Genomic DNA, 26,931 nt, shown 5'->3' on the forward strand with positions numbered 1-26,931 from the left:
GCGCTGACGGGGGGGGGGGGCTGGGTGGTGGCGTGCGTGTGGGGGGGCGTGGGGGTGGGGGTGGGGGTGCGCAGGGTGGCGCTCAACGGCTTCGATCCGGCGCGCGCCGAGTGGTTGGATGCGGACGTCTTCAAGTCGTTGCGCAACTTCCGCGCAGAAGGCCGCCAGTTTGACCTGATCGTGCTGGACCCGCCCAAGTTTGCGGCGTCGGCGCAGCAGGTCGATCGCGCGGCGCGGGCGTACAAGGAAATCAACCTGGTCGGCATGCAGTTGCTGCGCCCGGGCGGGCTGCTGTTTACGTATTCGTGCTCGGGCGCGATCGACGCGGACCTGTTCCAGAAAATCGTCGCGGGCGCGGCCGCCGATGCCAAGGTGACGGCGCGCATTCAGCGCCGGCTGGCCGGTGGCGTGGACCACCCGCTGCTGACGAGCTTCCCGGAAGGCGAGTACCTCAAGGGGCTGCTGCTGCAAGTCGGCTAGCAATTTGTCGCAATTTTTGGCTTGTCCCGGCAAGCCGCCATTGCGAAGATGCGGTCCTTCGTTTTCCGCATCACGTCGATGGCATCCAATGCTGCCCATCACGCGACGGGCTGGGCGGCAGGTTTGATTGCCGCCGCCCTCGTCGCACAGGCTTCCCACACCTCTGTCGAGCATCTCGGCAGCATCCTGGCGTTTTGCGCGGCGGTTGCCGGCAGCACCGCGCCTGACTGGATGGAGGTTGCCTGGTGGACCCGTGCACGCCGCCTCTGGATCACGCACCGCACCGCCACCCACTGGGGCGTGGGCTGGGTCGCGGTGCTTGTTCTGTCGTACCAGGCGCTCGGCCACGCTCACCTGTGGGCGCCGCTCCTGTTCGGCTTCGCGTGCGGCGGACTGATGCATTTGCTGGCGGATTGGCCCAATCCGTTGGGCGTGCCCTGGATCTGGGGGCGCCATTCCCTGAATTTATGGAAGAGCGGCCGCTGCGACCTGATCGTGGTGATCCTGGCATGGGCCGCGGCATGCTGGCTGGTGCGGCCGCTGTGGGCCGCGACGGCAACTCGGGTAGTTGGATGGTTAGCGCACCAGGCGCGATGAGGCGACCGTATCGGCATTGTCCGATGGAAGCCGGGCCCGCGAACGACTAAGTTGGAACCGCCGGACGCCACGCGTCCGAACTCAACTCCGTTTGCGCAATGCTTGCGCAAACGCCCTCACCGGGAGTCGTCGATGACACTGGATGTGACGCGCCAGGACCCTCGCTACAACACGCTCAAACATGGTTTCAACCTGCGCTGGCCGGCGACGGATGCGCAGGCCGCCAGCCGCATCGCGCTCATAGAAAAACCCGACGATGTGGCGCCCGCCGTGCAGCGCATCATCAACGCGGGCCAGCGTCCGACGGTGCGCAGCGGCGGGCATTGCTATGAGGATTTCGTCTCCAACAACCCGGACGGCACGATCGTCGATCTGAGCCTGCTCGCCATGCCCGAGGTGCTCGCCGACGGCTCGGTGCGCATTCCGGCCGGCACGCAGAACTGGAACGGCTATCTGGAGCTGTACAAGCGCCGCAACGTGACGCTGCCCGGCGGCTCGTGCTATTCGGTGGGTGCGGGCGGGCATATCTGCGGCGGGGGGTATGGGCTGCTCTCACGGTTGCAGGGGCTGACGGTGGATTGGCTCTCGGCCGTCGACATCGTCACGGTCGACAAGACGGGCAAGGCGGCTGCCCGCACGGTGGATGCCGTGCACGAGCCGGATCTCTTTCGTGCGTGCCGCGGCGCAGGCGGCGGCAACTTCGGCGTCATCACCGGCTACACGTTCGCCAGGCTGCCCGAGGCGCCACGGGAAGTGGCGCTCGCCACCGTGGCCTTCGACTGGGCCACCATGACGCCCGGGCGCTTTGCCGAACTGCTGCGCATCTACGGCGAATACTGGGAGACGCGCGGCAAGGAACCCGACACGTGGGGCATGTTCTCGCTGCTCAAGCTCACGCACAAATCGTCGGGGCAGATCGTCCTGCTCACGCAGTTCTGCAACCCCGATGGCACGTGCCGCGATCTCTCCGTCCTCAATGATTTTCTGAGCCGCTTCCAGGCCTGCGCCCCCACGCCGGTCAAGGGACGTCCGCCCGGGTACGGCCCCGCGCACAAGCAGGGTGTGGGGCAACTGCTCTGCTCCAAGCCGCACACCATCGTGCAGTACGACTGGCTGACCGCCACGCAGTATCTGAACGGTTCGGGTGCCAATCAACGCGGCAAGTACAAGTCGGCCTACATGAAACGCGGCTTCACCGCGCGCGAGGCGCAGCGCATCTACACGCACCTCACGCGGACGATGCCGGGCGTGGACCTGAGCCAATCGCTGCTGCAAGTTGATTCGTACGGCGGCGCCGTCAACAAGGCCGAGCGCATGGGCGATACCGCTGTGCCGCAGCGCGCGTCCATCATGAAGCTGCAATACCAGACGTATTGGGGTGCCCCCGCCGATGACGCCGGCCACCTGCGCTGGATCAGCGATTTCTACCGCGACGTCTACGGCGCGCCTGATGTGCCCGCACCGCACAGCGGCACGCCATACCCCGGCGACCGGTACGAGGGCTGCTACATCAACTACCCCGACGTCGACATGCTCGCCTACCCGTTCTGGCCGCAGCTCTACTACGGCAGCGGTGACCTGTACGCGTTTCTGCAGGATGTGAAGCGCCGGTATGATCCGAACAACATCTTCCACCACGCGATGTCCGTGCGTGTTTGATGGAGCCATCCCATGACCAATCGTCTTCGTCGAACTTTCATGCAGTGGACTGGTAGCTTGCCTTTGCTGGGCGCTCTTCCCAAAACCGTCACGGCCCAGGCGGGTGAGCAACCCGCCGCGTCGGGGGCGCAGCCCGCGGGCAGCGTCCGCCCTCCCCGCTTCGCCTATGTCGGCACCTACACGTTCAACGCACCTGGCGGCACCGCCGGTGGCCCCGCAGCACTCGGCATCTATGTGCTCGCGCCGCGCGGAGATGCGTGGACGCAGGTGCAGGTGGTCGAGAGCGCCAATCCGTCGTTCCTGGCCGTGCACCCAAATCAGCGGTTCCTGTACGCCATCAATGAGCTTGAGGTCTACGAGGGCCGCCCGAACGGCAGTGCCGAGGCCTACGCGATCGACCCGCACGACGGCAAGCTGATGCTGCTCAATCGCCAGCCGCTGTCGCTGTCGGGAACGAACCCCGCGCATGTGGTCGTGTCGCCGGATGGGCGGCACCTGTGCGTGTCGATCTACAGCGGTGGCGCGTACAATCTCCTGCCGATCGGCGAGGACGGCAAGCTCGGCACCGTATCGGGCATCTTCAAGGACACCGGCTCCGGCCCCCGCCCGGAACAGGAAGCGCCGCACGCGCACATGATGCTGTTCGACACCACCGGCCAGCACGTGATCGGCACCGACCTGGGTACCGACCGCATCAACGTGTTCGCCATCGAGGGGGGCAAGCTCGCTCCGCGGGATCGCGCGCAGCTCAAGCCCGGCAGCGGCCCGCGCCACCTGGCGCTGCATCCGCAAGGCAAGCTGCTCTACGTCATCAATGAACTCGAGGGCTCTGTCGCCTGCCACGGTTACGACCCCGCCACCGGCCACGTGCTGGAAGAACGCCAGCGCATCTCCACCACCCCCGCCGACTACACCGGCCAGAAGAGCGGTGCAGAACTGCTGATGCATCCGTCGGGGCGCTTTCTCTACGCCAGCAACCGCAAGCTGAAGTCCGACCACCCCCTGGCCGACAGCGTGGCGGCCTTCAGCATTGACGTCTCGGGCAAGCTCGCGCCGCTTCAGTACTGGAGTGAAGGCGTGCGCTTCCCGCGCGCGATGACGATGGCGCCCGACGGCAGTCACCTCTACGTGCTCAACCAGAAGGGCGACACGATCCTGCGGCTGCGCATCGACGGGCAGACCGGCAAGCTGGACCAGCCCGTGGTCGTGGCGAAGGTGCCGACGCCAGTGTGTCTGGCGTTTGCGGCATAAGCGGAAACCAAACGCAAAGAGAAACACTGGGCGGTGCCGGGCCGCCCAATTGCAACTCAATTGCAGCAACCGGCGCCCCGTGGGACAATCCCGCGCATGAACACCCCGGCCTCGCGCGACGATCTCGCCACTTCGCATTCCCATTCGCCTGAAGAGGCTGCCCGCGCGCGTCTGCGCGGCCTGGGCAGCCGTGTGACCGAGCCCCGCGTGCGCGTGCTGGCGGTGCTGATGCAGGGCGCCGATCCGCTTTCGCACCAGGCCGTGTGCGACGCGCTGCCGGACGATTCCGGCATCGACCGCGTGACGGTCTACCGCGTGCTCGACTGGCTCGTGGCAGGTGGCATCGTTCACAAGACGGCGGGGGCGGATCGTGTCTTCCGCTTCAGCCTGGCCGAGCACGACGCCGCGCGCGAAGCGGCGCACCGCTCGCATAGCCACTTCCACTGCATGCAATGCGGGCGCGACTTCTGCCTCGAAGCCGCCGAGCCGCCGGCCATGCCGAAGGCCGCCCTGCCCGCCGGCTTCGCGGCCGATCATGCCGAACTCACCATCAAGGGCGCTTGCGCGGATTGCGCGCATCTCGCGGCCCATCACAAGACAGGAAACCCATCATGTCCAAAATGATCCCGGTCACCATCCTGACGGGCTTTCTCGGCAGCGGTAAGACCACGCTGCTCAAGCGCATCCTGACCGAACAGCACGGCATGAAGATCGCCGTGATCGAAAACGAGTTCGGCGAAGAGAACATCGACAACGACATCCTCGTGCAGGACGGCAACGAGCAGATCGTGCAGATGAGCAACGGCTGCATCTGCTGCACCATCCGGGGCGATCTGGTGGCGGGCCTGTCGGATCTGCTCACGCGCCGGGACAAGGGCGAAATCCAGTTCGACCGCGTCGTCATCGAGACCACCGGCGTCGCCAACCCCGGCCCCGTCGCCCAGACGTTCTTCATGGACGACGAAATCGCGAGCCGCTATCTCCTGGATGCCGTCATCACGCTCGTCGACGCCAAGCACGGCAACATGCAGCTCGACAAGCAGGAAGAAGCGCAGCGCCAGGTGGGCTTTGCGGATGCCATCTTCATCACCAAGAGCGATCTGGTTTCCGCCGACGATGTGGATGCGCTGCGCCACCGCCTGCTGCACATGAACCCGCGCGCCCCGATCCGCACTGCCAATTTTGGCGACACGCCGATCGACACCATCTTCGACCTGCGCGGCTTCAACCTGAACGCGAAGCTGGAGATCGACCCCGACTTCCTGCGCGAAGACGATCATGACCATCACCACGATCATGATCACGACCATGCCTGCTCGACCGACTGCGATCACGACCATGGCCATCCCCATGGGCAGGGCCACCACCATCACCACGGCCATGCGCACCACACGGACCGCATCGCCTCGTTCGTCTTCCGCAGCGAACGGCCGTTCAATTACGCCAAGCTGGAGGAGTTTCTCTCGGGCGTGCTGAACATCTATGGCGAGAAGCTGCTGCGCTACAAGGGCGTGCTCTATATGGAAGGCGTCGACCGCAAGGTGGTGTTCCAGGGCGTGCACCAGCTCATGGGCAGCGACGTGGGCGGAAAATGGGACGGCGAGACCCCTTCCAACCGGATGGTGTTCATCGGCGTGGACCTGCCGCGCGAAACGATTCTGAAAGGATTGGAGAACTGCCTGGCCTGATCCTGCCGTTTTCCCCCTCCTTTTGGGTGGCCCCGCCGCGCGCTTTCAGGCAGAATCCGGGCCGGATTTTCTGTCCGTGTTTCTCCGATAGTTCGGTTAATATCGTTCAGCTACAATAGATTGATTTAGAAGCACGTCGTCCGAAGCACGTCCGGTAAGGAGAGCAGGCGATGGTGACTAAGACCAAGGAAGGACGCGGCGCCAACGGTGGTACCGGGCGGTCCGTAATGGAGTCGGCAGCAGCCCAGGCTGCGCCAGCCACCCGAAAAAAAGCGGCAGGGGGCGCCGCTGCGGGAGAGGCAAAAGGAGGCGCGCGGGGCGGCAAGTCCGCCGCCAGCCAGAATGAGTCCGGCGCATCCCCGCGCAAGGACGACGCGATAGCCGAGACGGCGCGCGATTTACCAGGATCATCTGCAGCAACCATGAGCAGCAAGAAACTACTCACCGAAGCCGAAATCCTGAAGATGAGCGACAAGGATTACATGAACGAGGCGCAGCTCGCCTTCTTCAAGGACCGGCTTGTAAAAATGCGCGACGAAATTCTCGCGAACGCCAACCAGACCACCGAGCACCTGCGCGAGACTGTGATCGTGCCGGACCCGGCTGACCGTGCCACCATTGAAGAGGAGCACGCGCTGGAGCTGCGTACGCGCGATCGCGAGCGCAAGCTGCTCAAGAAGGTCGAGCAGTCGATCGCCCGCATCGATGCCAATGACTACGGCTACTGCGACGAAACCGGCGAGCCGATTGGCATTCCGCGCTTGCTGGCTCGCCCGACGGCCACTCTGACGCTGGAGGCGCAGGAGCGCCGCGAAAAGCGCCAGAAGTTGATGGGTGACTGACGCGCGCGTCGCATTTGTTTGAATCTTGCAGCCCGGTAACTCACCGGGCTGTTTGCTTTGTTTGGCCACAAACCAAGGCCACTGATCATGTCCCGTCCGCTTCCCGTTACCGTGCTGTCCGGCTTTCTGGGCGCCGGCAAGACCACGCTGCTCAACCATGTGCTCGCCAACCGCGAGGGCAAGCGTGTGGCCGTGATCGTCAATGACCTGTCGGACGTCAACATCGACGCGCAGCTCGTGGGCGACGGCACGGCCACCAGTGCGCAGCTCTCCCGCACCGATGAGCGCATGGTGGAGCTGTCCAACGGTTGCATCTGCTGCACGCTGCGCGAGGACCTGCTCGACGAGATCGCGCGCCTGGCCCGCGAAGACCGCTTCGACTATCTGCTGATCGAATCGACCGGCGTGGCCGAGCCGCTGCCGATTGCCGAGACCTTTACGTTCGAGGATGTTGAAGGCGACGTGCTGTCCGACCTCGCGCGCCTGGACACCATGGTCACCGTGGTCGATGCCCAGCACTTCCTGGCCGACTACGACGCCGCCGATTTTCTGTCCGATCGCGGTCAGGCGCGCGATGAAGACGACGACCGCACCGTCGTCGACTTGCTGATCGAGCAGGTCGAGTTTTGCGACGTGATCGTGCTCAACAAGGTCGACCTCGTGAGCGATGCCGAGCGCGAGCGCCTGGCTGGCATCCTGCATTCGCTGAACCCGCGGGCGCGCATCGTGCACGCATCGTTTGGCGCGGTGCCGCTGGATGAAATCCTCAACACGCACCGCTTTGATTTTGATGCTGCGTCCGCCGCGCCTGCATGGCTTGCCGAGCTGCGCGGTGAACATGTGCCCGAGACGGAAGCGCTCGGTATCCGCAGCTTCGTTTATCGCCGACGCGTGCCGTTCCATCCGCAGCGCCTGTGGGACCTGATGCACACCGAATGGCTGCATGAGCATGGTCGCGTACTGCGCTCGAAGGGTTATTTCTGGCTGGCGTCGCGTATGGACACGGCCGGCAGTTGGGGTCAGGCCGGCGGCGTGATGCGCCACGGCGGCGCCGGTGCATGGTGGGCTGCGGTTGATGAAGCCGAGTGGCCCGACGAAGAAGAAGCCCGCGCGGACATTGCGGACAAGATGCACGACAACGGTGCGCCCGCGCAGTGGGGCGATCGTCGCCAAGAACTTGTGTTCATCGGCACGGACCTGGATGAAGCCGCGCTCGTAGCGCAGCTCGATGCCTGCCTGTTGACCGACGCCGAGATGGCTGCCGGCCCCGAAGCGTGGGCTGCGCTGGCAGATCCTTTCCCCGCCTGGGCCTACGACGACCACGACGATGACGACCAGGGCGACGACCATGACCACCAACACGGTGACGACTGCGACTGCGGGCACCATCACTGAGCACGCAGACCCCCTGCTTCATCGACGTTGACACCGGCGTCGTCCGGTCCTGACAATCCCCGAACGTTTTGTTTTCGTCATGAACCATCGGGGAGTCGTCATGCCGGTCCTGCGTCTGCTGCGCGCCGCGAACCTGGTCGCCGCGCTGTCTCTTGCCACGGCGCTCTCGGCGCTCACACCGATTGCGGCGCATGCCCAGCCGGCATCCACGCTGGTGATTGGGTTGTCGAGCGACATCACTTCGCTTGATCCGCATTTCCATAACGTCACGCCCAATTCGAACGTTGCCGAGCATATGTTCGAGGCGCTGATCGCCAAGGACGAGCGGATGCGCCTCAAGCCAGGCCTTGCCATGTCGTGGAAAGCCCTGAGCGACACGCTGTGGGAGGTCAAGCTGCGTCCCGGCGTGCATTTCCATGACGGCAGCGAGTTCACCTCGGCCGATGTCGTCTATTCGCTGGCGCGCCCGGCCACCATCAAGAACAGCCCATCGCCATTCACGATCTACACGCGTGGCTTCAAGGAGGTGACAGCGGTCGACAAGCTGACCGTGCGCATCACCACCAACGGCCCGTACCCGCTGGTGCCGAACGACTTGTCGACGATCTACATGGTGTCGAAAAAGGCCGTCGAAAAGGCCGGCCCGGACGACTTCAACAATGGCCGCGCGATGGTCGGCACAGGGCCGTACAAGTTCGCCTCGTTCACGCGCGGCGATCGGGTGGAACTGACGCGCTTTGACGGCTACTGGGGCAAGAAGCCGCAATGGCAGCACGTGACGCTGCGCATCCTGACGGCGGACGCCCCGCGCGTGGCGGCGTTGCTGGCGGGCGACGTGCAGGTCATCGAGAACGTGCCGAGTTCGGACATCAAGAAGCTGTCGACCAACCCGGCGGTGTCGGTGTTCAAGATGCCGGTGTTCCGCATGATGTATCTGCACATGGATTCGAACCGCGATGTGTCGCCGTTCGTGACCGACAAGGCAGGCAACCCGCTGCCGAAGAACCCGCTCAAGGATGCACGCGTGCGCGAGGCGATCTCGCTGGCGATCTCGCGCTCAGCCATCGTCGACCGCGTGATGGAAGGCGCGGCTGAGCCGACCGGCCAACTTGTCAACAGCGCACTGTTCGGCCACGTGCCTGGCCTGAAGGCTCCGGTTGCAGACCCGGCCGCAGCGAAGAAACTGCTCGCCCAGGCCGGCTACCCCGATGGTTTTGCGATCACGCTGCACGCCACCAACAACCGCTACCCGAACGATGATCGCGTCGCTCAGGTGATCGCTTCGATGCTTTCGCGGGTGGGCATTGCGACCAAGGTCGAGACGCTGCCGTCAGCGTCGTTCTTCACGCGGGCGAACAAGCTGGATTTCTCGTTCCTGCAAGCCGGCTGGGGCGCAGATACAGGCGAAGCCAGTTCGAGCCTCAAGGCGCTGCTGGCGACCTATGATCCGGCGCGCGGCTGGGGTGCATCCAATCGCGGGCGCTATTCGAACCCGGCGCTCGACGCGAAGCTGGCCGAAGCCCTGCAGACCCTCGATGACAGCAAGCGCGAGAGGCTGCTGCAGGAAGCTACGGAAATCGGCATGCGCGATAGCGGCGTGATTCCGCTCTACTTCAATATCAACGTGTGGGCGGCGCGCAAGGGCTACACGGTGGTGCCGCGTCTGGATGAGCGTACCTACGCGTTCGATGTGACGCACTGAAACGGTAGAAGCCCAGAAAAAAGCGGTTTTCGACGCACAAAAAGTGTGCGTTGTGGAGGAAAACAGGCTTGAAATCCTCCGGGCTGGCGTCAAGTATGAAGTTCTTTGGCCGGCCCGCTGGGGGCCGCGCCAAGCCGGACCCCTAGGAACAAGCGCATGGAACAGTATCACGGCACCACCATCGTCAGCGTGCGGCGCGGCAATCAGGTCGCCCTCGGCGGCGATGGCCAAGTCACGCTGGGCAACATCGTGATGAAAGGCTCTGCCCGCAAAGTACGCGCCATCTACGATGGCAAGGTGCTGGTCGGCTTTGCCGGCGCGACCGCCGACGCCTTCTCCCTGCTCGACCGTTTTGAGGCCAAGCTGCAGAAGCACCAGGGCAACCTGCTGCGCTCCGCCGTTGACCTCGCCAAGGACTGGCGTACCGATCGCGCCCTGCGACACCTTGAAGCGATGCTGATCGTCGCAGACCGCGACACCACGCTCGTCATCACCGGCAACGGCGATGTGCTCGACCCGGAAGGCGGCATTGCTGCCATTGGTTCGGGCGGCTCGTATGCCCAATCAGCCGCCAAGGCGCTGATGGAGAACACCGACCTCGCGCCGCGCGATGTGGTGGAAAAATCGCTGCGGATCGCCGGCGAGCTTTGCATCTATACCAACACCAATTTCGTGATCGAGACGCTCGAATAAGCGAGCCCCCTCATCGACAGGATTCCCATGTCTGAAACCATGACGCCGTCGGAGATCGTCTCCGAACTCGACAAGCACATCATTGGCCAGCACAAGGCCAAGAAGGCCGTGGCCGTGGCGCTGCGCAACCGCTGGCGCCGGCAGCAGGTCGGAGACCCGCTGCGCCAGGAAATCACGCCCAAGAACATCCTGATGATCGGACCGACCGGCGTGGGCAAGACCGAGATTGCGCGGCGCCTGGCCAAGCTGGCCGACGCACCGTTCATCAAGATCGAAGCGACCAAGTTCACCGAGGTGGGCTACGTCGGCCGCGACGTCGACACCATCGTGCGCGATCTGGCCGAGATGGCCGTCAAGCAGACGCGTGAATCCGAGATGAAGAAGGTGCGCGCCAAGGCCGAAGATGCGGCCGAAGACCGCATTCTCGACGTCCTGATCCCGCCGCCGCGCGACATTGGCTTTGCGCAGCCGGAAGAAAAGGACTCGACCGCGCGCCAGACCTTCCGCAAGAAGCTGCGCGAAGGTCAGCTCGACGACAAGGAAATCGAACTCGAAGTGTCGGCTGGTACGCCAAGCATGGACATCATGGGCCCGCCCGGCATGGAAGACATGACCGAGCAGATCCGCTCGATGTTTGCCGGCCTGGGCCAGGGCAAGAAGAACCGTCGCAAGATGAAGGTGAAGGAAGCCTTCAAGCTGCTGATCGACGAAGAGGCCGCGAAGCTCGTGAACGAAGATGAGCTGAAGCAGAAAGCGGTGGCCAACGTCGAGCAGAACGGCATCGTGTTCCTGGACGAGATCGACAAGATCGCCAGCCGCAGCGAACACGGCGGCGGCGAGGTGTCGCGCCAGGGCGTGCAGCGTGACTTGCTGCCGCTGGTGGAAGGCACGACCGTCAACACCAAGTACGGGATGATCAAGACCGACCATATCCTGTTCATCGCGTCGGGCGCGTTCCATCTGTCCAAGCCGAGCGACCTGATTCCGGAACTGCAGGGCCGCTTCCCGATCCGCGTGGAGCTGGATTCGCTGTCGGTGGAGGATTTCCGCGCGATTCTCACGCAGACGGACGCCAGCCTCACCAAGCAATATCAGGCGCTGCTGAAGACGGAAGGTGTCGATCTCGTATTTGCCGAAGACGGCATCCGGCGCCTGGCCGAGATCGCATGCTCGGTCAACGAGAAGGTCGAGAACATCGGCGCACGCCGTTTGTACACGGTGATGGAGCGGCTGCTTGAAGATCTGTCGTTTCACGCGCACAAATCGTCCGGCGAGACGGTGACCATCGACGCTGCGTACGTCGACGAGCGCTTGAACGAGCTGTCGGGCAACGAAGATCTGTCGCGCTACGTGTTGTAAGCATGTAAGCAACGCATTCCATATGCCCTGCGGGCCGCATCGGAGACGATGCGGCCCGTTTTGTTTGGGCGCCCGCCAAGCCAAGCCCCGCAAGGGTTTGGTCAGGATCGTGCGTGGTCAGGTCCGTTATCTGCTGAAGAAGGTGGTGCCGCACAGACAATGCGCGCTGCGCACCTAGCGTGCGCGATTCCAACCACGACAAGGAGAGAAGCGTATGAAACCGATCCAACGCCTGGCCCTGTGTTGCGTGCTCGCCTGCGCCCCGTTGGGCATCGCCCACGCCCAGCTCACGCCCGCGCCAACCACGCACACCGGGGCCTCAGCACCGAACGATGCGAAGCGTGCCGCTTACGACAGTGCCGTCAAGCAAGCCGATGCCAATTACAAAGCCGCCAAGGACAAGTGCGATGCGATGAAGGGCAATGATCGCGATGTCTGCCGTGCCGAGGCCAAGGGCGAGTACAACGTCGCCAAGGCCAATGCGGTGCTGGAGCGCGATGGCACTGAAGCCGCCCGCAACCGCGCCGCCAAGGAAAAGGCCGAGGCCGACTACGACGTCGCCAAAACCAAGTGCGATGCCCTGAAGGGCAATGACAAAGACACCTGCGTGAAGGACGCCAAGGCCGCCTACACCCGTGCCAAGGGCGGTGACGAGGTGAGCCACGCCAAGGCCACGGGCACGGCCAAGGACGTCAGCGAAGCGCGCCGCGATGCGGCCAAGGACACCAACGACGCCAACTACAAGGCCGCCAAGGAACGATGCGATGCCCTGTCGGGCGATGCCAAGACGAAGTGCCAGAACGACGTCGCCGCCAAGTTCAAGAAGTAAGCCGCACGGAACTGTCCACATGGGGGAGGCCTGCGGGTCGCCCCTGCTTTATCTCAATCGCAATGGAGGACGTATGAACTGGGACCAGATCGAAGGTAAATGGGATCAGGCCAAGGGCAAGGTCAAGGAGAAGTGGGGCCAGCTCACGGACGATGACCTGACCGTGATCCGCGGCAAGCGCGACCAGCTTGCCGGCAAGATCCAGGAACGCTACGGCTATACGAAGGAACGCGCCGAAGACGAGCTCAAGGCGTGGGAGCGCGATACGCGCTGGTAATGCGGCGCTGATGTCGCTCCAGGCGGCGGGTCGCTTATTTGGCGACCGGCCGCTTGCCGAGCTTGCGTTGCAGCGTGCGCCGGTGCATGTTGAGCGCCCGCGCGGTGGCGGAGATGTTCCCGCCGTGCTCGGCCAGCACGCGCTGGATGTGTTCCCACTCCAGCCGCGCGACCGACAGCGGCGCGGGGTTTTCCATCGTCTGCTCGGCCACGGCTTCAGACACGCCCACCTGCAGCGCCAGCAGAATCGAATCGACATTGGCCGGCTTGGCCAAGTACTCGTCCGCCCCCAGCTTGACGGCCTGCACGGCGGTGGCGATGCTCGCGTAGCCTGTGAGGATCAGCATGCGCGCGTCGGGCAGCGCCTGGCGCAGTGGCGTAATCCAATGCAGACCCGAATCCGTGCCGCCATGGGGCATCAGGCCCTTGTCACTGGCGGCCAGATGCAGATCGACGGTGACATACGAGAAGCGCGTCTGGCGTGCCAGGGTCAACGCTTCGCCGCCGGTGTGGGCAATCTGCGGAGCGAAGCCGCGACGCGTGAGCGCGCGTGCCAGCGTCTGCGCAAAGACATCGTCGTCATCAAGGATCAGAAAGGGGGCGGGTTGCTGCATGGTGTTCTCCGGGGCCGTACGTGCACGGGGGCGGCGTCAGGCGATCTCGTTATGTGAAGAGGGTGGGCGCGCCGATGATGGGCGCCCCCGCGTGTTCCATCGGACCGCCAACCGGCAGTCGGAGTTCGGCAATGGCGCCTTGGGGCGGGTTCGGACGTAGCACCACGGTACCGCCCAGGCGGCGCGCGGTGGTGGAGGCCAGATACAGCCCGATGCCGTGACCGCCGTGCCGGCTTCGTACCGGCGTGCGGCCGAGCGAGGTCCGCAGGTCTTCCGGCAAGCCCAACCCTGTATCGACGATGGACAGCACGATCTGGGGCGGCATATCGCGGAGCACGTCCGGGTTGGCGTCGATCTTGGCGGTCAGCAGCAGCGGCACCAAATCGCGCCCTGCATGCTGCTGGCTGCGAGCAGCGTTGTCCAGCAGGATGGTGAGGATCTGGCCGACGTTCACCGCATCCAGTTCCACCGCTTGCGCCGCGGGCGACGTCTCCGTGTGGAGGCGGATGTCTGGATGCCGCAGCTGCCACGTCTGCGTGAAATCCGGTAGCCATTGGCCGAGCGGCTCTGGCGCGCCGTCGTTGGGTTTGCGCTGCAGGCGCGCCAGCGCGGCGCGGCACAGTTCGAGTTGCTGTTCGATGGCGCGCAGGTCTTCGCGGTACGGGGCGAGTGGGGAATCGGGCTGCTTCGCGTCGTGCTGCAGCTCGCCGGCGATGACGGCCACGGTGGACAGCGGCGTGCCCATTTCGTGCGCCACGCTCGCGCCTTGCGACATCAGTGCTTCGATGCGCTGCTCGCGCAGCAATCGCTCGCGTGCCTCGGTCAACTGCGCATCGCTCTCGCGCAGCGCGGCGGACAGGCGTGCCGTAAAGCCGGCGATCATCGCGCTGCTGGCCACGAAATCGATCCACATGCCCGCCAGGTGATACGCCACCGCATCGGCCGGGTTTGCCAGCTTCAGCGGGATGTAGTTGCCGAGCATCATGCTGTAGGCGGCCAGCGCGTACAGCGTCAGGCCCACCACGTGTGCGATCGGCAGCATGGCCGCTGCAATTGCCAGCGCGGGCAGGTAGAACGATACGAATGGGTTGGTTGCGCCGCCTGTGAAATACAGCAGGGCGGACAGCGCGGTCAGGTCCACCATCAATTGAACGGTGATCTCGATATGCTGCACGGGCCGGTTGCGCCGCACGCGCCATCCGGTCAGCAGGTTGAACAGCGCATGCAGGCCCATCACGCTCAGCAGCGGCAGCACCGGCAGTTGCACGCCAAACACCAGCGGCGCGAGCAACATCAGGACCAGTTGGGTGGTCAGCAGGCTCCATCGCAGCCAGAAGAGGCGGCGTAGACTGGATGCGTCCAGCAGCGGCGCGGCAAGAGACAGGGTGGAAAGCATGGTGGACAAGTGTAAACGTGCGCACCGCGCGGCTCTCGGTGCGGCGATGCGTCAATCAGCCGCACAATTGTGCACCCAACCGATCTCCCCACAGGCGCTGTGCTTTAATGCGCAGCACGTTTGTCCCCGACAGGAGCCCTTGATGATGACGTCCCGATCGATCCGTTCTTCCGCTCGCCTGGCTGTGCTCACTGCAGGCCTGCTCGCCAGCGCCGCCGCTTTCGCACAGGTCACGGTGCAAGACGCCTGGGTGCGCGGCACGGTGCCCGGCCAGACGTCCAGCGGCGCGTTCATGACGCTGCAATCGGCCGAGGGCGCCAAGGTGGTGGGCGTGAGCACGCCAGTGGCGGGCACGGCAGAGATTCACGAGATGAAGATGGAGGGCGACGTGATGCGCATGCGCGCGATGCCCTCGCTGGAGTTGCCCAAGGGCCAGACCGTGCAGCTCAAGCCGGGCGGCTACCACGTGATGTTGATGAATCTGAAGCAGCCGCTGGTGAAGGACACCACCGTGCCCATCACGCTCAAGGTGGAGCTGGCCGACAAGCGCGTCGTCGAACAGAAGGTGGACGCCCGCGTGCGCGACCTGACCGCCGGCAACATGTCCGGCATGAACCACGGCGGCGGACACAAGCATTGATGGCTTGCGGCGAGTGTCGCTTCAAGCCACGTAAGGAAACCCTCCCATGGCGAACAAGACACTGGGCACTCGCCAGAAACTGACTTTCCGCATCGAGCCTTCAACGCGGGCCGGCACTGCGCGCCCGCGCAACGTTCTGGTACCGCTCGCCCGCGGCCGCAAGGCCGGCGCTCACACCGAAGGCGGCCACGCTGAACGCCAGCGCGGCCGGGCCGACGTCCGCCGTGCACTGCGCACGCTGGACGACGACAGCCAGGACAACGACTGATCCGTTAGTTGGATTCAGCGGCTGCCCGTGCCTGCGCAATGGCTTCGCGCAGGCAGCGCTGGCAGCGGCACCCCTGCCCTGGGCGCCGCGCGCTGGCAGGCAGCGTTTCTTCGGTCATGCACCAGCACGTCGCGTCGGGCTGCGTGCCGTCACCGATGGCCGCGCAGCGCAACGCCGCGCCGCAGATTGCACACACGGTGTTGGCGGCCGACGGGGTCACGCGTGGTTGCTCCCGTCGTCGTCTTGCCCGAGCTTGTGCATTGCCTGGCGCAGCAACCCCAGCTGGTGCGAGAACCGCGTGCATGCATCGCACGCAAACAGGTGCACGCGCAGGCGCAGGCGTTCACCCGTGCGCAGGTCGCGGTCCATTCCGCTTACCAGCACGCGGTGCGCTTCCTTGCAGGTCAGCATTCCCCAACGGTTCGGCATGTGGTCTTTCTCGGTGGTGCAACAGATAAGCGACTCAGGCGGCGGCCGGCTGATTGCCGAACCAGTGCAGGTCAAGGCACTCGCGCAGGCGCATGCGGGCGCGATAGAGCAGTGCCCAGGCATTGGTCGCGGTGATCTGCAATTCCTGACAGATCTCCTCCGTCTCCAGCTCCAGCCATTCGCGCATCATGAAGACGCGGCCAACGCGCGGCGGCAAGCGATCAACGCACATTTGCAGCACGTCGAAGAACTCGCGCCGTGACAGCGCGGCATCGGGGTCACCCCAATCGGACGGCGGGCGGCTGTAGTGGCCGTCGGCGGCGAACAGGCTGTCGAAGACGGCTTCGTCGGAACGCAGGCCGGCCTCGTCGGATTCGCCGCCCGCAAGCAGCGAGACGCGCACTTCGCGCCGCCCCGAGCGGATCGCATCGATGATCTTGTGCTTGAGGATGCCGATCACGTACGTCTTGAGCGAGGCGTTGCCGGCAAAGCGCTCCGGATGTTCGAGCACCGCCAGAATGGTGTCAGCCACCGTGTCTTCGGCCAGGGCCGTGTCACGCAATTGCAGTTGCGCAAAGCGCAGCAGGTGAGGGCGCAGCGCGTCGAGTTGGTCGGGTGCGATGGCCATGTTTCCCCTGGGTGTTCTTTCGTGGCAACGGTATGGCAGGCACGCAAGGTGCGCTACCAGACCGTAGCGCCTTTTCTTGTAAAATCGCGCCTGCCGAAAATGGGCTGCTTCGTTTTTTTTGTAGCACGCGACATTCGGCGCTCCATCATACCCGCCCAACCGGATGTCACCGTCATGACCGCTTCTGCTGCCCCCGACCCTGCTGGCCTCGCCCCCGAACTCGCGCATATCGCGCCTGCGCTGAAGGCCGAGATTCTCGCGCAGGCGCTGCCTTACATTCGCAAGTTCCACGGCAAAACCATCGTCGTCAAGTACGGCGGCAACGCCATGACGGAGGAAAAGCTCAAGCACGGCTTCGCGCGCGACGTGATCCTGCTCAAGCTTGTCGGCATGAACCCGGTGGTGGTGCACGGCGGCGGCCCGCAAATTGACGAAGCCCTGAAGAAGGTCGGCAAGCAAGGCACCTTCATCCAGGGCATGCGCGTGACCGACGAAGAGACCATGGAAGTGGTCGAGTGGGTGCTCGGCGGCGAAGTCCAGCAGGACATCGTCATGCTGATCAACCAGTACGGCGGCCAGGCGGTCGGCCTGACTGGCAAGGACGGCGGCCTGATCCGTGCCAAGAAGCTGAAGATGCCGGATCGCGAACGTCCGGGCGAGTTCATCGACATCGGTTTCGTGGGCGACATCGAGGCGATCAACCCGGCCGTCGTCAAGGCGCTGCAGGACGACGCGTTCATTCCGGTCATCTCGCCCATCGGCTTCTCCGATGACGGCCAGGCCTACAACATCAACGCGGACGTCGTGGCCGGCAAGATGGCCGAGATCCTGAAGGCCGAGAAACTGGTCATGATGACCAACATTCCGGGCGTGATGGACAAGCAGGGCAACCTGCTGACGGACCTGTCGGCGCGCGAGATCGACGAGCTGTTTGCCGATGGCACGATCTCGGGCGGCATGCTGCCGAAGATTTCGTCTGCGCTGGATGCTGCCAAGAGCGGCGTGAACTCGGTGCACATCGTCGATGGCCGGATCGAGCACTCGCTGCTGCTGGAAATCCTGACCGAACAGGCGTTCGGCACGATGATCCGCTCGCACTGATGCGACCCGCCCGAGCGGTGCGGGTGCGCCATGCTGCGCGCACCTGGCCGCGCGAGGTGCCGGCGGGCTCCGAGCCCGCCCGGCAGCCGGTCTGGCTGTTCGACCTCGACAACACTCTCCACCACGCATCGCACGCGATCTTTCCGCAGATCAACCGGCTGATGACGGCGTATGTGGCGCGCGTGCTCGGCACGGACGACGCCACCGCCAGCCAGGTACGGGTGGACTATTGGCGCCGCTATGGCGCGACGATTCTCGGCATGGTCCGCCATCACGGTGTCGACCCCGATGATTTCCTGGCCGAGGCCCACCGCTTTGACGACCTGCGCGCCATGGTGCGCGCCGAGCGCGGCCTGGCCCAACTGCTGCGCGCCCTGCCGGGGCGCAAAATCTTGCTGACCAACGCGCCCGTCGCTTATGCGCGCGAGGTGCTGCGGCTCATTGGCCTGAAACGCGCGTTCTTGCGCGAAATTGCCGTCGAGCACATGTGGGTGCACCGGCGCCTGCGCCCGAAACCCGACCCGCTGATGCTGCGCCGGCTGCTGGCGCGCGAGCGGATTGTGCCGTCGCGTGCCATTCTGGTCGAAGACACGCTTTCGCACCTCAAGCGCTATCGGCGCCTGGGGATCGGCACGGTATGGGTGACGGGCTATCTTCGGCGCGTGGCACCCGGCGTGCAGCCGACTTCCGCTGCCGATGCATTGCATCCAATGCAAGCGGCGGCAATGGACGCGCGTGCAAATTCGCCACATCAACCGACCGCCACACCGATTTTGTTCGCCAACCGGCCCGGCTATGTGAGCGTGAAAGTAAAATCGGTGCTTCAACTAAAACGAAGGCTTGTTCGACGCGGCTAGGCAGTGGTAACTCCGCGCTCGGAACGGGAGAGGGGCCAGGAAGTCATGAGCAACGCGCAAACGGAGTTTCCGACCGCCGAGCCGGTCGCGGACGTCGCCATAGAGGCACCACCGGTACGCAAACGACCCCGCCCGGGCGAGCGCCGCGTGCAGATTCTGCAGACGCTCGCCGGCATGCTCGAGCAGCCACGTGGCGAAAAGATCACAACCGCAGGATTGGCCGCGCGGCTGGACGTCTCCGAAGCGGCGCTCTACCGCCACTTCGCCAGCAAGGCGCAGATGTTCGAAGGGCTGATTGAATTCATCGAGCAGACCGTCTTCGGCCTCATCAACCAGATCACGCTGCGTGAAGAGCATGGCCTGCGCCAGGCGCACGCCATCGCGCACATGCTGCTGTCGTTTGCCGACAAGAACCCGGGCATGACGCGCGTGCTGGTGGGCGATGCGCTGGTCGGCGAAGACGAGCGCCTGCCCGAGCGCATGGCGCAGTGCCTGGACCGCATCGAGGCGTCGCTCAAGCAGAGTCTGCGCATGGCGGTCACGCAGGGCGCCTGGCCGGCAGATACCGACATCGCTTCGCGCGCCAACCTGCTTGTGTGTGCGGTGCTGGGGCGCTGGCATCGGTATGCCAAGAGCGGTTTCCGGAAGTCTCCGGTGGAAGGTGCAGATGCGCAGTTGCGGGTGCTGTTGGCCTGAGTGCGCATCGCTCAAGCAAATGGCAAAGAGGCCCCGCGGTGCGGGGCTTTTTTGTGGGTACAGCGTGGGCTAGCCAATGGTGCGCACCGCCTCCGCCAGCGTATGGAACCGCGCCGCAATCTGCTCCGTTTCCACATGGCCATAGCCAAGCAGCAGTCCGGGCAGGCGGCGCGCATCGTCCTGATAGTAGCGAGAGAGCGGGCGCGTGACCACGTCATTGGCGAGTGCCAGGTCAGCCACGGCCACATCGTTGGTGCCGGCCGGTAAGCCGAGCACGAGATGCAGGCCCGACGCGCCGTCATGCACGGGCAGCGCGTCGCCGAACTCGCGGCCGATGGAGGCCAGAAGCGTTTCGCGCCGCTGCGCGTATACGCCGCGCATGCGCCGGATGTGGGAGACGAAATGGCCCTCCGCAATGAAGTCCGCCAGCACGGCTTGCGTGAGGATCTGGCCGCCGCGGAACATCTCCGACAGCCCCGTCGCAAACGCATCGGCCAGCGCGGGCGGCACGACCAGATAGCCAATCCGCAAGCTGGGGAACAGCACTTTCGAAAACGTGCCCATGTAGAGCACGCGCCCGCCTTCATCCAGCCCTTGCAATGAAGGCAGCGGGCGGCTGCCGTAGCGGAATTCGCTGTCGTAGTCGTCTTCGACAATCCACGCATCGGTGGCGTGGGCGGTGGCCAGCAGCGCGCGGCGTCGCGCGAGGCTCATCACCGAACCCAACGGGTATTGGTGCGAGGGCGAGACCACCATGAGCTTCGGCGGCTTGCTGCGCTGGCGCCCGCGCGAGGGGATGTCGAAGCGCATGCCTTCGTCGTCCACCGGCAGCGGCACGGTGCGCACGCCTGCGGCGGTGAGTACGCTGCGCACGCCCCAGTAGCCCGGATCTTCGATCCACGCGGTGTCGCCGGCGTCGCACAGCAGTTGCGCAATGAGCTGGAGCGACGGGTGGATGCCTGCAGTGATGATGATCTGCTCGGGCTCGCAGCGCACGCCACGCGCGGTGCGCAGGTAATCGGCCAGTGCGGTGCGCAGCGGCAGGTAGCCCGCGCCAACGGGATACGTCAGCAGCGCGGGCGACGGTTTGCGCAGCAGCCGGTTGTGCAGGCGCGACCAGATGCGCGCCGGAAACATCCGCACCTCGGGCACGCCCGGCATGAAGGCGCCCCACTGGCGTGAGCTGGCGCCTGCATCGCGCACCAGCGCACGGCCGCGCGTGGAGAGCATCGGCGCCGACGGCGTGGCCGCTTCGGTCATCAGCGCGGCCGGCACGGCGGCAACCGCCGCGGCCGGCGCGGGCGCGGCGTCCAGCCGGTCCGGCGCGGTATCGGCGACGAACGTGCCGCTGCCCACGCCCGCCGAGACGTAGCCTTCCACGCCGAGTTGTTCATAAACGTGGATGACCGTGTTGCGCGCAATGCCCAGCTCAGTGGCCAGCTGCCGCGATGACGGCAGGCGGGTGCCCGGCTGCAACTCGTCGCGCAGGATGCCCTCTTGCAGCACGCGATACAGGCGGCGGTGGTCGGGTTCACCGCCCGGTTCTGCTCGGTCGAATCGGCGCTGCAGATAGTCGACCAGCATGCTGGCGCGGTGGGTGGGGGCGTGATCGGCCATGGTGTGCGATGGAACCGAAGTGGTTCCAAAAGAAAAACCTGATTGGGTCTTATTGTATAGAGCCAATGACGCCACACTGGCTCGCATCGCATCTTCTTGACCCAACGCACACGACCGCCATGAACGCCCGAGACCCGCAACAGAACGCCCAATGGAATGCCCGCCGCCTGGCCGCTACGCCGCGTGGCGTTGGTGTGATGACCGACCGCTACGCCGAGCGTGCCGAGAATGCCCTGTTCTGGGATGTGGAGGGCCGCCGCTACATCGACTTCGCGGCCGGCATTGCCGTGGTCAACACGGGCCATCGTCACCCGCGTCTGGTGCAGGCCGTGCGCGAGCAGCTGGATCACTTCACGCACACCGCCTTCCAGATCGTGCCGTACGGCTCGTACGTCGAGCTGGCCGAGCGCCTGAACGCGATCACGCCCGGCTCGCATGCCAAGAAGACCGCGTTCTTCACCACCGGCGCCGAGGCGGTGGAAAACGCCATCAAGATCGCCCGGGCGCACACGGGCCGCCCAGGCGTCATTGCGCTCACGGGGGCGTTTCACGGTCGCACGTTCATGGGCATGTCGCTCACGGGCAAGGTGGTACCGTACAAGACGGGCTTTGGACCGTTCCCGGGCAGCATCTATCACGTGCCGGCGCCGGTCGCGCTGCATGGCGTGAGCACGCAGGACGCGCTCGATGCCATCCAGCGTCTGTTCAAGGCGGATATTGATCCGCGCCAGGTTGCGGCCATCATCTTCGAGCCGGTGCAGGGCGAGGGCGGCTTTTACCAGATGCCCGCCGATTTCGTACGCGCTGTGCGTGCGCTCTGCGATGAACACGGCATTGTGATGATCGCCGACGAGGTGCAAACCGGCTTTGCCCGTACCGGCAAGCTGTTCGCCATGGAGCACACCGGCGTGCTGCCGGACATCACGACGATGGCCAAGGGCCTGGCCGGTGGCCTGCCGCTGTCCGCCGTCACGGGCCGCGCGGAGATCATGGACGCGCCTGCGCCCGGCGGGCTCGGCGGCACCTACGCCGGCAACCCGTTGGCGGTGGCGTCCGCACATGCGGTGCTCGACATCATTGCCGACGAGAAACTCTGCGAGCGCTCCGCCGCCCTGGGTGCACGCCTCGTCGATGCCCTGAACGCTGCCAAGGCCACGCAGCCCCGCATTGCCGAAGTGCGTGGCGTAGGCGCGATGGTTGCTGTTGAGTTCAATACGCCGGACGGCAAGCCCGACGCCGATTTCACCAAGCTCGTGCAGCAGCGCGCGCTCGAAGCCGGCCTGCTTCTGCTGTCGTGCGGCGTGTACGGCAACGTGATCCGCTTCCTGTTCCCGCTCACGATTGAAGACGCGGTATTCGAAGAGGGCCTTGCGATCCTGCAACGCGCACTGGAGGGCTGACACCATGACCCGCACCGATTTGCCGAGCGCGCCGGTTACGCCACCTATCGCACTGAAAGACCCCGGCCTGTGGCGCACGCAGGCGTTCCTCGCCGGCACATGGGCCGATGCCGATGGCGGCGCCACGCGCGACGTGACGGACCCTGCCACCGGCCGCAAGATCGGCACCGTGCCCGGCATGGGCGCTGCCGAAACGCGCCGCGCCATCGACGCCGCACAGGTTGCGCAACGCGCCTGGCGCAAGGTGAGCGCACGCGATCGCGCCAAGATCCTGCGCAAGCTGGCTGATTTGATGATGGAGCATCAGCAGGATCTCGCCGCCATCCTCACGGCTGAGCAAGGCAAGCCGCTGCCGGAAGCCGCCGGCGAAATCGCCTACGCTGCCTCGTTCATCGAATGGTTTGCGGAAGAGGCCCGACGCATTTACGGCGACACGATTCCCTCGCCGCAGGGCGATCGCCGTATCGTCGTGCAGAAAGAGCCGATTGGTGTGAGCGCGGCCATCACGCCATGGAATTTCCCCATCGCGATGATGACGCGCAAGGTCGGTCCGGCGCTGGCGGCCGGCTGCTCGATGGTGGTCAAGCCTGCGCTGGAAACGCCTTACTCAGCGTTGGCGTTTGCCGAGCTTGCGGCGCGCGCCGGCGTGCCGGCGGGCCTGCTCTCGATCGTCACGGGCGATTCGCAAGCCATTGGCGGCGAGCTGACGTCCAACCCCATCGTGCGCAAGCTCAGCTTCACGGGCTCGACCGCCGTTGGCCGCTTGCTGATGCGCCAGTGCGCCGACGACATCAAGAAGCTCTCGCTCGAACTGGGCGGCAACGCGCCGTTCATCGTGTTCGACGATGCCGATGTCGATGCGGCCGTGGAAGGCGCGATGGTCGCGAAGTACCGCAACGCGGGCCAGACCTGCGTGTGCGCGAACCGCTTCTACGTGCAGCGCGGCATCTACGACGCGTTTGCTGCCAAGCTGGCTGACGCTGTGCGCGCGCTGCGCGTGGGCAACGGCACGGAGCCCGGCGTGCAGCAGGGCCCGCTGATCCACATGCGCGCGATGGACAAGGTGCAACAGCACCTGGACGACGCCGTGCGCCAAGGCGCTCGCGTGCTGGCGGGCGGCAAGCCCCATGCGCTGGCCGCGCAGGGCGGCGCGTTTTTCGAGCCGACCGTCGTGGTCGATGCGAAGCCCGGCATGCTGCTCACGCATGAAGAAACGTTCGGCCCGCTGGCTGCGCTCATTCCTTTCGATACGGAAGATGAAGCCGTGGCCGCCGCCAACGACACCGAGTTCGGCCTGGCCGCGTATTTCTACACGCGCGATCTGGGCCGCGCATGGCGCGTTTCCGACGCGCTGGAGTCGGGCATGGTCGGCGTCAATACGGGTCTGATCTCGACGGCCGAAGCGCCGTTTGGCGGCGTCAAGCAATCGGGTCTGGGCCGCGAAGGCTCGAAGTACGGCATCGACGAATACCTGGAGATCAAGTACATCAACATGGCCGGCCTTTGATCTGGCCTTTGACCCAGCGTGTGGCCGGGATCGGACGCATCACGAGGCGGTGATGCGTCCGCCGCCGCTTGCTCTATAATCATTCCCCTCTGGCGCGCCGATTTGACGACTGGCTTGCGGGCGCGCGGGAGTTCAGGCTGCACAAATGTGTCTCTGGGCTCTCATTACAAATGCGGCTAAAGAGGTTCGGTCAGAGCGGAGGTGGTGAAAGCAAGTGCCCCACGTGCGCCACATGAGAACCCGATTGGTTGCGTGAACAGCGTTGCCGGTCGGGTTTTTTCTTTGGTGCCATGACAGATATCCAGGCTGACCCCGCGGTCACCGCAGCCGATGCGGCCCAGGCCGATACATCCTCTCCCACGGCACATCAGGGCAAGCCACCCAACGCCATCGGCCTGGTCGTGCCCGAGCGCATGCACTTTGCCGAGCCACTGCAATTGCGCAACGGCTCGCAGATCAGCGGCTACGATCTGATGGTCGAAACCTACGGCACGCTCAACGCCGACCGCTCCAACGCCGTGCTCATCTGCCACGCGCTCAATGCCTCGCACCACGTAGCGGGCGTGCATGCCGAGGGCGAGGTCGGCTGGTGGGACAACATGGTTGGCCCCGGCAAGCCGGTCGACACCAACCGCTTCTTCGTCATCGGGGTGAACAACCTCGGTTCGTGCTTCGGCTCGACCGGCCCCATGAGTCCGCATCCGGAAACCGGCCTGCCGTACGGCGCGCGCTTCCCCGTGGTGACGGTCGAAGACTGGGTGAACGCCCAGGCGCGCGTGGCCGATCGCTTCGGCATCCAGCAATTCGCGGCGGTGATGGGCGGCAGCCTCGGCGGCATGCAGGCGCTGGCCTGGAGCCTGATGTATCCGGAGCGGCTGCGGCACTGCGTGGTGGTGGCGTCCACGCCCAAGCTGTCGGCGCAGAACATCGCCTTCAACGAGGTGGCGCGCAGTGCGATCTTGTCTGACCCCGACTTCCACGGCGGCGATTACTACGCCCACAACGTCAAGCCCAAGCGCGGTCTGCGCGTGGCCCGGATGATCGGCCACATCACCTATCTGTCGGACGAAGACATGGCCGCGAAATTCGGCCGCGAGCTGAAGGCGGAAGACATCCGTTTCTCGTTCGACGTCGAATTCCAGGTCGAGAGTTACCTGCGCTACCAGGGCGACAAGTTTGCCGAGTACTTCGATGCAAACACGTATCTGCTGATCACGCGCGCGCTCGACTATTTCGACCCAGCGCTGTCTTATGGCGGCAACCTGACCAAGGCCGTCGCGCATACCAAGGCGAGCTACCTCGTCGTCAGCTTCATGACTGACTGGCGCTTTGCCCCCGCGCGCAGCCGCGAGCTGGTCAAGGCGCTGCTCGACAACAAGCATCCCGTCACCTACGGCGAGATCGACGCGCCACATGGACACGATGCTTTCCTTTTGGAAGACGCGCGCTACCACGCGTTGGTACGCGCCTATTACGAACGCATCGCCCAGGAGATCGGCGCATGACAACGCAAACGCTGAACCTCGCTGCGCCGTCCGCGGTGCCAAACATCCTGGCGGACCGCGCGGACTTTCGTGCGATCGCCCGCTGGATTGAACCGCACTCCACCGTGCTCGACCTCGGTTGCGGCGACGGTAGCCTGTTGCGCGTGCTGCAGGATGAGCTCGACGTGCTGGCCTACGGCATCGAGATCGACGATGCGGGTGTGCTGGCCTCCACGCAAAAGGGCGTGCACGTGATCCAGCAGAACATGGAGGGCGGGCTCGCGCTGTTCGAGGATAAGAGCTTCGATACGGTCATTCTCTCGCAGACGCTGCAGACCATACACAACACGGCGCAGGTGCTGCGCGAGATGCTGCGCGTGGGCCGCGAGTGCATCGTGTCGTTCCCGAACTTCGGCTACTGGCCGCATCGGCTCTCGATTTTTCGCGGGCGCATGCCGGTGTCCAAGTCGCTGCCGTACGAGTGGTACAACACGCCCAACGTCCGCGTGCTGACCATCCGCGACTTTGAAGCGCTGGCACCCAAGGTGGGGCTGGTGATTCTCGATCGCGTTGTGCTGCATGAAGGCAACGTGGTGCGCTGGGGTGCCAACTGGCGAGGCAGCGTGGCGGTGTACCGGGTGCGCGCGGGCTGATTGCCTCGGCATCTTTATGCGCCGGCGGTGTGCGGGTTCGTGCGCACCCACACGTCGCAGGTTGGCGCGCTACACTGGGCCATCTTCCGGTGAGGAGCGTGCGATGAGCAGACAGATCCGGCGCAGAAGTCCGCGCATGCTGCAGGCGGTGTTGGTGGTGGCAATGGGCATGGCGATGCCGTTTGCATTTGCCGCAACGTCGCCTGCCGACACACAGGGCGATGCCGCCGCCCTCACCCAGATTGCCATCGCGCACTACGAGAAGAACGATTTCGGCCACGCCTTCAACGAATTTGCCGAGGCAGCGCAGCGCGGCAACCGACTCGCGCAATTCAACTACGCGATGATGCTGATGCGCGGCGAAGGCACCGTCGCCCGGCCCGACGAAGCAGTCAAATGGCTGCACCGCGCCGCCGACAACCAGATGACACACGCGCAGTTTGCCTACGGCGAATTGTTTGAGCGCGGCGAGCTGGTACCGCGTTCCCTGGAAGAAGCCGACAAGTGGTACGAGCGCGCCGCCGCCGGCGGGCATGTCGAGGCGCAGCGCGCGCTGGCCACCAACTACTTCACCGGTCGCGGAGTGCCGCGCGACTATGGGCGTGCGTTCAACTGGTACAAGAAGGCCGCCGAAGGGGGCGATGGTCCATCGCAGTACATCGTCGGCAGCTATTACGAGCGCGGTGAACCCGGCGTGGTGACGCAGGATATCGAGCAGGCCAAGAAGTGGTACGGCAGGGCGGCTGCGCAAGGCGATGTGGGTGCACTCGGCAAGCTGCGCGAGCTGGTGGAGAAGACCTATCGTGCCAAGCATGGCGACCCACCCACTGCGGCACGTCAGTCCATGTAGCACACCCAAGCAAAAACCGC

29 protein-coding genes are annotated in these 26,931 nt (G+C 65.0%); 23 read left to right on the forward strand and 6 right to left on the reverse strand.

The annotated features are described in order from the left end of the window. The 13 genes from R2N16_RS23170 to R2N16_RS23230 form a co-directional block, all read left to right on the forward strand. Window positions 1–480: class I SAM-dependent methyltransferase (locus R2N16_RS23170; protein ID WP_316669013.1), on the forward strand; the 480-nt coding region annotated here is incomplete at its 5' end. A gap of 78 nt (window positions 481–558) precedes the next feature. Further along, window positions 559–1,077 carry a metal-dependent hydrolase gene (locus R2N16_RS23175; protein WP_316669105.1) on the forward strand — a complete coding sequence of 173 codons (519 nt, stop codon included), beginning with the start codon at window positions 559–561 and terminating at the stop codon, window positions 1,075–1,077. 132 nt (window positions 1,078–1,209) lie between these two features. After that, window positions 1,210–2,736 (forward strand): FAD-binding oxidoreductase, encoded by a 1,527-nt coding sequence (locus tag R2N16_RS23180; protein ID WP_316669014.1) that lies wholly within the window; start codon window positions 1,210–1,212, stop codon window positions 2,734–2,736. Between the two features lie 12 nt (window positions 2,737–2,748). Beyond that, on the forward strand, window positions 2,749–3,987 hold the full coding sequence (locus R2N16_RS23185) for a lactonase family protein (protein ID WP_316669016.1): 1,239 nt from the start codon (window positions 2,749–2,751) through the stop codon (window positions 3,985–3,987). 96 nt (window positions 3,988–4,083) lie between these two features. Then, window positions 4,084–4,611 (forward strand): Fur family transcriptional regulator, encoded by a 528-nt coding sequence (locus tag R2N16_RS23190; protein ID WP_316669017.1) that lies wholly within the window; start codon window positions 4,084–4,086, stop codon window positions 4,609–4,611. Then, window positions 4,599–5,675 carry a CobW family GTP-binding protein gene (locus R2N16_RS23195; RefSeq protein WP_316669019.1) on the forward strand — a complete coding sequence of 359 codons (1,077 nt, stop codon included), beginning with the start codon at window positions 4,599–4,601 and terminating at the stop codon, window positions 5,673–5,675. Before R2N16_RS23190 ends, R2N16_RS23195 begins: the two co-directional genes overlap by 13 nt. 422 nt (window positions 5,676–6,097) lie before the next feature. After that, window positions 6,098–6,517 (forward strand): RNA polymerase-binding protein DksA, encoded by a 420-nt coding sequence (dksA, locus tag R2N16_RS23200; RefSeq protein ID WP_024977044.1) that lies wholly within the window; start codon window positions 6,098–6,100, stop codon window positions 6,515–6,517. 87 nt (window positions 6,518–6,604) lie between these two features. After that, complete coding sequence (zigA, locus tag R2N16_RS23205; RefSeq protein ID WP_316669021.1) at window positions 6,605–7,912, forward strand: zinc metallochaperone GTPase ZigA; 1,308 nt, start codon at window positions 6,605–6,607, stop codon at window positions 7,910–7,912. 100 nt (window positions 7,913–8,012) lie between these two features. Continuing rightward, window positions 8,013–9,614 (forward strand): ABC transporter substrate-binding protein, encoded by a 1,602-nt coding sequence (locus R2N16_RS23210; protein WP_316669023.1) that lies wholly within the window; start codon window positions 8,013–8,015, stop codon window positions 9,612–9,614. 156 nt (window positions 9,615–9,770) lie between these two features. Beyond that, window positions 9,771–10,307 carry an ATP-dependent protease subunit HslV gene (gene hslV / locus R2N16_RS23215; RefSeq protein ID WP_316669025.1) on the forward strand — a complete coding sequence of 179 codons (537 nt, stop codon included), beginning with the start codon at window positions 9,771–9,773 and terminating at the stop codon, window positions 10,305–10,307. Window positions 10,308–10,334: 27 nt separating this feature from the next. Continuing rightward, on the forward strand, window positions 10,335–11,666 hold the full coding sequence (gene hslU, locus R2N16_RS23220) for an ATP-dependent protease ATPase subunit HslU (protein ID WP_316669027.1): 1,332 nt from the start codon (window positions 10,335–10,337) through the stop codon (window positions 11,664–11,666). Window positions 11,667–11,880: 214 nt separating this feature from the next. Further along, window positions 11,881–12,495, forward strand: a complete 615-nt coding sequence (locus R2N16_RS23225) for a hypothetical protein (RefSeq protein ID WP_316669029.1) — start codon at window positions 11,881–11,883, stop codon at window positions 12,493–12,495. A gap of 73 nt (window positions 12,496–12,568) precedes the next feature. Then, window positions 12,569–12,772 (forward strand): CsbD family protein, encoded by a 204-nt coding sequence (locus tag R2N16_RS23230; RefSeq protein ID WP_024977038.1) that lies wholly within the window; start codon window positions 12,569–12,571, stop codon window positions 12,770–12,772. Window positions 12,773–12,806: 34 nt separating this feature from the next. Here the strand turns inward: R2N16_RS23230 and R2N16_RS23235 are convergent, their stop codons facing one another. Beyond that, window positions 12,807–13,385, reverse strand: coding sequence for a response regulator transcription factor (locus tag R2N16_RS23235; protein ID WP_316669031.1), 579 nt, complete (start codon window positions 13,383–13,385; stop codon window positions 12,807–12,809). Window positions 13,386–13,434: 49 nt separating this feature from the next. Further along, on the reverse strand, window positions 13,435–14,781 hold the full coding sequence (locus R2N16_RS23240; RefSeq protein ID WP_316669032.1) for an ATP-binding protein: 1,347 nt from the start codon (window positions 14,779–14,781) through the stop codon (window positions 13,435–13,437). A 145-nt stretch (window positions 14,782–14,926) separates the two neighbouring features. On the opposite strand from R2N16_RS23240, the gene R2N16_RS23245 reads away from it, so the two are divergent. Further along, window positions 14,927–15,421 carry a copper chaperone PCu(A)C gene (locus R2N16_RS23245; RefSeq protein WP_428984157.1) on the forward strand — a complete coding sequence of 165 codons (495 nt, stop codon included), beginning with the start codon at window positions 14,927–14,929 and terminating at the stop codon, window positions 15,419–15,421. A gap of 46 nt (window positions 15,422–15,467) precedes the next feature. Beyond that, window positions 15,468–15,689, forward strand: coding sequence for a hypothetical protein (locus R2N16_RS23250; protein WP_316669036.1), 222 nt, complete (start codon window positions 15,468–15,470; stop codon window positions 15,687–15,689). Between the two features lie 4 nt (window positions 15,690–15,693). Here R2N16_RS23250 and R2N16_RS23255 read toward each other — a convergent pair whose 3' ends face one another. The 3 genes from R2N16_RS23255 to R2N16_RS23265 are packed head-to-tail and all read right to left on the reverse strand — an operon-like array spanning window position 15,694 to window position 16,746. After that, the gene (locus R2N16_RS23255; RefSeq protein ID WP_316669039.1) at window positions 15,694–15,909 is read right to left on the reverse strand and encodes a cysteine-rich CWC family protein; all 216 of its coding nucleotides are present in this window, start codon (window positions 15,907–15,909) and stop codon (window positions 15,694–15,696) included. Beyond that, the gene (locus tag R2N16_RS23260) at window positions 15,906–16,118 is read right to left on the reverse strand and encodes a zf-HC2 domain-containing protein (RefSeq protein WP_316669041.1); all 213 of its coding nucleotides are present in this window, start codon (window positions 16,116–16,118) and stop codon (window positions 15,906–15,908) included. The genes R2N16_RS23255 and R2N16_RS23260 overlap by 4 nt, the downstream gene beginning before the upstream one ends. Before the next feature lie 34 nt (window positions 16,119–16,152). Beyond that, window positions 16,153–16,746, reverse strand: a complete 594-nt coding sequence (locus R2N16_RS23265; protein ID WP_316669043.1) for a sigma-70 family RNA polymerase sigma factor — start codon at window positions 16,744–16,746, stop codon at window positions 16,153–16,155. 174 nt (window positions 16,747–16,920) lie between these two features. On the opposite strand from R2N16_RS23265, the gene argB reads away from it, so the two are divergent. The 3 genes from argB to slmA are packed head-to-tail and all read left to right on the forward strand — an operon-like array spanning window position 16,921 to window position 19,400. Beyond that, entirely contained in the window at window positions 16,921–17,847 is a 927-nt protein-coding gene (argB, locus tag R2N16_RS23270) for an acetylglutamate kinase (RefSeq protein ID WP_316669045.1), read from the forward strand. Further along, window positions 17,847–18,704 carry an HAD-IA family hydrolase gene (locus R2N16_RS23275; RefSeq protein ID WP_316669047.1) on the forward strand — a complete coding sequence of 286 codons (858 nt, stop codon included), beginning with the start codon at window positions 17,847–17,849 and terminating at the stop codon, window positions 18,702–18,704. The genes argB and R2N16_RS23275 overlap by 1 nt, the downstream gene beginning before the upstream one ends. 45 nt (window positions 18,705–18,749) lie before the next feature. Beyond that, the gene (slmA, locus tag R2N16_RS23280) at window positions 18,750–19,400 is read left to right on the forward strand and encodes a nucleoid occlusion factor SlmA (protein ID WP_316669049.1); all 651 of its coding nucleotides are present in this window, start codon (window positions 18,750–18,752) and stop codon (window positions 19,398–19,400) included. Between the two features lie 69 nt (window positions 19,401–19,469). Here the strand turns inward: slmA and pdxR are convergent, their stop codons facing one another. After that, window positions 19,470–20,984, reverse strand: a complete 1,515-nt coding sequence (gene pdxR / locus R2N16_RS23285) for a MocR-like pyridoxine biosynthesis transcription factor PdxR (RefSeq protein WP_316669108.1) — start codon at window positions 20,982–20,984, stop codon at window positions 19,470–19,472. 152 nt (window positions 20,985–21,136) lie between these two features. Between pdxR and gabT the strand changes: the two genes are divergently transcribed. The 5 genes from gabT (at window position 21,137) to R2N16_RS23310 (ending at window position 26,911) form a co-directional block, all read left to right on the forward strand. Further along, complete coding sequence (gene gabT / locus R2N16_RS23290; RefSeq protein ID WP_316669051.1) at window positions 21,137–22,417, forward strand: 4-aminobutyrate--2-oxoglutarate transaminase; 1,281 nt, start codon at window positions 21,137–21,139, stop codon at window positions 22,415–22,417. 4 nt (window positions 22,418–22,421) lie between these two features. Then, window positions 22,422–23,924 (forward strand): NAD-dependent succinate-semialdehyde dehydrogenase, encoded by a 1,503-nt coding sequence (locus R2N16_RS23295; protein ID WP_316669053.1) that lies wholly within the window; start codon window positions 22,422–22,424, stop codon window positions 23,922–23,924. 290 nt (window positions 23,925–24,214) lie between these two features. After that, window positions 24,215–25,429, forward strand: a complete 1,215-nt coding sequence (gene metX / locus R2N16_RS23300) for a homoserine O-succinyltransferase MetX (protein ID WP_316669055.1) — start codon at window positions 24,215–24,217, stop codon at window positions 25,427–25,429. Beyond that, window positions 25,426–26,061, forward strand: a complete 636-nt coding sequence (gene metW / locus R2N16_RS23305; protein WP_316669057.1) for a methionine biosynthesis protein MetW — start codon at window positions 25,426–25,428, stop codon at window positions 26,059–26,061. The genes metX and metW overlap by 4 nt, the downstream gene beginning before the upstream one ends. A 103-nt stretch (window positions 26,062–26,164) precedes the next feature. Further along, window positions 26,165–26,911, forward strand: a complete 747-nt coding sequence (locus R2N16_RS23310; protein WP_316669059.1) for a tetratricopeptide repeat protein — start codon at window positions 26,165–26,167, stop codon at window positions 26,909–26,911. The last annotated feature ends 20 nt before the right edge of the window (window positions 26,912–26,931 follow it).

This window comes from Ralstonia psammae (genome assembly GCF_958405935.1).
GTDB lineage: Bacteria > Pseudomonadota > Gammaproteobacteria > Burkholderiales > Burkholderiaceae > Ralstonia > Ralstonia psammae.

Excerpts from the sequence above, each read along its gene's own strand:
- R2N16_RS23175 (WP_316669105.1), top strand. The coding sequence starts at position 559 with ATGGCATCCAATGCTGCCCATCACGCGACGGGCTGGGCGGCAGGTTTG.
- R2N16_RS23180 (WP_316669014.1), top strand. The coding sequence starts at position 1,210 with ATGACACTGGATGTGACGCGCCAGGACCCTCGCTACAACACGCTCAAA.
- R2N16_RS23185 (WP_316669016.1), top strand. The coding sequence starts at position 2,749 with ATGACCAATCGTCTTCGTCGAACTTTCATGCAGTGGACTGGTAGCTTG.
- R2N16_RS23190 (WP_316669017.1), top strand. The coding sequence starts at position 4,084 with ATGAACACCCCGGCCTCGCGCGACGATCTCGCCACTTCGCATTCCCAT.
- R2N16_RS23195 (WP_316669019.1), top strand. The coding sequence starts at position 4,599 with ATGTCCAAAATGATCCCGGTCACCATCCTGACGGGCTTTCTCGGCAGC.
- dksA (WP_024977044.1), top strand. The coding sequence starts at position 6,098 with ATGAGCAGCAAGAAACTACTCACCGAAGCCGAAATCCTGAAGATGAGC.
- zigA (WP_316669021.1), top strand. The coding sequence starts at position 6,605 with ATGTCCCGTCCGCTTCCCGTTACCGTGCTGTCCGGCTTTCTGGGCGCC.
- R2N16_RS23210 (WP_316669023.1), top strand. The coding sequence starts at position 8,013 with ATGCCGGTCCTGCGTCTGCTGCGCGCCGCGAACCTGGTCGCCGCGCTG.
- hslV (WP_316669025.1), top strand. The coding sequence starts at position 9,771 with ATGGAACAGTATCACGGCACCACCATCGTCAGCGTGCGGCGCGGCAAT.
- hslU (WP_316669027.1), top strand. The coding sequence starts at position 10,335 with ATGTCTGAAACCATGACGCCGTCGGAGATCGTCTCCGAACTCGACAAG.
- R2N16_RS23225 (WP_316669029.1), top strand. The coding sequence starts at position 11,881 with ATGAAACCGATCCAACGCCTGGCCCTGTGTTGCGTGCTCGCCTGCGCC.
- R2N16_RS23230 (WP_024977038.1), top strand. The coding sequence starts at position 12,569 with ATGAACTGGGACCAGATCGAAGGTAAATGGGATCAGGCCAAGGGCAAG.
- R2N16_RS23235 (WP_316669031.1), bottom strand. The coding sequence starts at position 13,385 with ATGCAGCAACCCGCCCCCTTTCTGATCCTTGATGACGACGATGTCTTT.
- R2N16_RS23240 (WP_316669032.1), bottom strand. The coding sequence starts at position 14,781 with ATGCTTTCCACCCTGTCTCTTGCCGCGCCGCTGCTGGACGCATCCAGT.
- R2N16_RS23245 (WP_428984157.1), top strand. The coding sequence starts at position 14,927 with ATGACGTCCCGATCGATCCGTTCTTCCGCTCGCCTGGCTGTGCTCACT.
- R2N16_RS23250 (WP_316669036.1), top strand. The coding sequence starts at position 15,468 with ATGGCGAACAAGACACTGGGCACTCGCCAGAAACTGACTTTCCGCATC.
- R2N16_RS23260 (WP_316669041.1), bottom strand. The coding sequence starts at position 16,118 with ATGCCGAACCGTTGGGGAATGCTGACCTGCAAGGAAGCGCACCGCGTG.
- R2N16_RS23265 (WP_316669043.1), bottom strand. The coding sequence starts at position 16,746 with ATGGCCATCGCACCCGACCAACTCGACGCGCTGCGCCCTCACCTGCTG.
- argB (WP_316669045.1), top strand. The coding sequence starts at position 16,921 with ATGACCGCTTCTGCTGCCCCCGACCCTGCTGGCCTCGCCCCCGAACTC.
- R2N16_RS23275 (WP_316669047.1), top strand. The coding sequence starts at position 17,847 with ATGCGACCCGCCCGAGCGGTGCGGGTGCGCCATGCTGCGCGCACCTGG.
- slmA (WP_316669049.1), top strand. The coding sequence starts at position 18,750 with ATGAGCAACGCGCAAACGGAGTTTCCGACCGCCGAGCCGGTCGCGGAC.
- pdxR (WP_316669108.1), bottom strand. The coding sequence starts at position 20,984 with ATGCTGGTCGACTATCTGCAGCGCCGATTCGACCGAGCAGAACCGGGC.
- gabT (WP_316669051.1), top strand. The coding sequence starts at position 21,137 with ATGAACGCCCGAGACCCGCAACAGAACGCCCAATGGAATGCCCGCCGC.
- R2N16_RS23295 (WP_316669053.1), top strand. The coding sequence starts at position 22,422 with ATGACCCGCACCGATTTGCCGAGCGCGCCGGTTACGCCACCTATCGCA.
- metX (WP_316669055.1), top strand. The coding sequence starts at position 24,215 with ATGACAGATATCCAGGCTGACCCCGCGGTCACCGCAGCCGATGCGGCC.
- metW (WP_316669057.1), top strand. The coding sequence starts at position 25,426 with ATGACAACGCAAACGCTGAACCTCGCTGCGCCGTCCGCGGTGCCAAAC.
- R2N16_RS23310 (WP_316669059.1), top strand. The coding sequence starts at position 26,165 with ATGAGCAGACAGATCCGGCGCAGAAGTCCGCGCATGCTGCAGGCGGTG.